We start from the raw sequence: 2962 nt of genomic DNA, 5'->3' as shown, positions 1-2962 counted from the left end.
AATTGGGGAATCTTAACCTTGCAGGAACAGCTCAGTTGGGTAATGACAACGAAGCGACAACAGACCAAGATGGTAATTTAAACGCCGCTGGAACACTTCAGGTGGGTAATCTTAACGATGCATACACAGAACAAGATGGGAATTTTAACGTTTCTGGAACATTACAGTTAGGTAATCGTAATGTTGCTACTACGCTCCAAGATGGAGATGGTAACCTGAGTACTACTACCCAAGATGGTAATAGAAACGATTCGTTTGTATGGCAAACTGGTGACGATAATGTAAGCGATGTAGACCAAACAGGGAATCGCAACGCTTCTTACGTAGATCAGTGGGGAGATCGTAATGATAGTGATGTAGATCAAATGGGGAATCGTAATGAATCTGATGTATTTCAGTGGGGTGACGATAATATGTCTTCTGTAGATCAACAAGGTAATCGTAACGATTCTTATGTAGATCAGTGGGGCAATCGTAATGATAGTGATGTATTACAAGATGGTAACCGTAACGACTCTGAAGTTGAACAATGGGGTGATGACAACACTAGTATTGTAGAACAAGTAGGAAACCGTAATGATGCAGATTTGTTTCAACTAGGAGATGGTAACTCCTCAGAAGTTTACCAATACGGTAACCGTAACGATGCAACAACAGACCAAATAGGAGATGATAACTACTCTGGAGTTGGGCAACTAGGTAACCGTAACGATAGTGATGTTGACCAAATTGGAGATGATAACCAATCTGGAGTTTTGCAAATTGGAAACCGTAACGATTCTGATGTAGCGCAAACTGGAGATGATAACCAATCTGGAGTTTTTCAAATTGGTAACCGTAACGATTCTGATGTTGACCAAACTGGCGATGATAACCTATCTGGAGTTTTGCAAATTGGTAACCGTAACGAAAGTGATGTTGACCAAATAGGTAATGACAACATTGCTCTGACAGGACAAATTGGAAACCGTAACGAAGCTACCACTTTCCAATTAGGTAATGATAACTATTCATTGACTGTCCAAACTGGTAATGACAACGAAAGCCTTGTTGGCCAAGTAGGTTTCTTTAATGATTCTGATGTTCTTCAAGATGGTAATGATAACTTCAGTGCTGTTGGACAAGCAGGATTGCTTAATGAGTCAGACGTAATTCAAGATGGTAATGATAACATCAGCCTTGTAGGTCAGTTAGGTATCTTAAATGAATCTGAAGTAATCCAAATAGGTAATGATAACATCAGCCTTGTAGGGCAAGCTGGATTAGGACACTATAGCCTTGTTGAGCAAACTGGTAACAACAACCTTAGCCTTGTAGGTCAGTTGGGTTCAGGCAACTGGAGTCACGTTGATCAAGTTGGTAACGGAAACATTGATGTTACTTTACAGAACTAAAAAGTGCTTGTTTGAGTAAATGAAGACTTTAATTTTTTAAATTAATAGGGATTTAGAGACTACTTTTTTTCAAATTTGAAACCGCTCAGCTTTTGTTGAGCGGTTTTTTTTAATAATTATGGAACGGTTTGTAAAACTTTGTGTGCTATAAGTTTCCATATTGGTTTTAACCGAGACAACATTTAGAACCGCGTAAAAGCTAATCAGGAAATCCTGAAAACTTGGACGATTCCATAAACTTCTATTCTCTGGATCAATAGCGTCCTAAACGTTCATAAAGTAACCATTGAAAGTCTTTGTTTAATGAGGCTTTAGAGATAATATGAAGCTTAGGGGGCTGTAATTGAGAATTCCTGTTTTTTGGCCTATCGAAAATTTATCGTAATCCCGATACGTCGGGAGAAGTGAGGGCCTCGTAATCCCGAAGCTTGGGGATAGGCTGCCCGCCCGGCTCGGTACGGACGGGTTTGAGCCAGCAAAGATAGTCATCAAAGCACTGGATTTAAAGGCGAGTTCCTAATCCCGACGATTCGGGAAGGGGGCGAACAAAAAAATTAGATAAAATTTTGTAAGCCTAGCCCCGACAGCTGTACGGGGTTTGGTTCGTTCCGATAGCTATCGGAATCATCAATGAAATCAAAGATTCACGAACTCCCATTTTATTATTTAAAAGAGTGAGTAAAAAAATGAACAGGTTAAATATTGTTGACGATATCTAGATGTATAACTTAATTAAAGGATTTTAAGATAAATATGTTTTTGATAAAATTTTTGCGGAAACTTCAATGTTTGTTGTTTATAAGGAGGTAAAATACTGTCTTTTGTTCCGTAGGAGTGAATATCAAAATATATGTAATGAATTAACAAAAAAATAACATTTATTTCTAAACGAATGTTAATTACGCTTTGTCGAAGTAATATGTGTTTCGTCTTATATTTTTAATATATTCTAAGGGGAAAACCATTTTTTTAAAAAGGGATTTTCCCTCTATTTGCGTTAATGGACTTGTTGTCAGTTGTATAATTGGTTTTTTTGTTGCATCTTTAAGCTGTGAAAGTTGTGATTTGAAGGTAGCGATACATAAAGTCACATCTCCTCAAAAAATAAATAACAAACCTATCCCTGGTTGCTTTTAAATTCTTTATTGGTATTTATCTGTTAAAGAATTTAAAAAAATTAAAAACTTTCCCCCGCTTAATTTTAAAATGCGCCTTTACGGTTCATTTTAATGCTATGCCAATAAAATTATAAATGTCATTTTATTTTGAAAATGGCTTATAGCTAAGGAAGTGATTCCTTTTGAAAAACTGAATATTTTTTTAACCAAATATTAACCTTTAAATCTTTAAATTATGAAAAAAGTAGTTTTAAGCGCAGTAGCGCTTATGGCGGGAGCTGTAATGTTCGCGCAAAACAACACAAGTACTGTTACTCAAACTGGCTTGTTAAATGCTAACGGGACCCTACAGTTGGGCGACTCTAATAATTCTGATGTTGACCAAACTGGAAATTTAAACCTTAATGGTACGGCACAAGTGGGCGACCGCAACGATTCTGATACGGATCA

2 pseudogenes are annotated in these 2962 nt (G+C 37.0%); both read left to right on the top strand.

Annotation, left to right across the window (positions count from 1 at the left end):
- Window positions 1-1394, top strand: a pseudogene (locus QPK98_RS15495) (hypothetical protein); the annotation flags it as partial.
- Window positions 1395-2747: 1353 nt separating this feature from the next.
- Window positions 2748-2962: pseudogene (locus QPK98_RS15490) on the top strand (hypothetical protein); the annotation flags it as partial.

The sequence above is a fragment of the Aequorivita marina genome, from assembly GCF_031631895.2.
Lineage (GTDB): Bacteria > Bacteroidota > Bacteroidia > Flavobacteriales > Flavobacteriaceae > Aequorivita > Aequorivita marina.
Note: the sequence above shows the minus strand (reverse complement) of the source record. Positions and strands in the feature narration are given on the sequence as shown.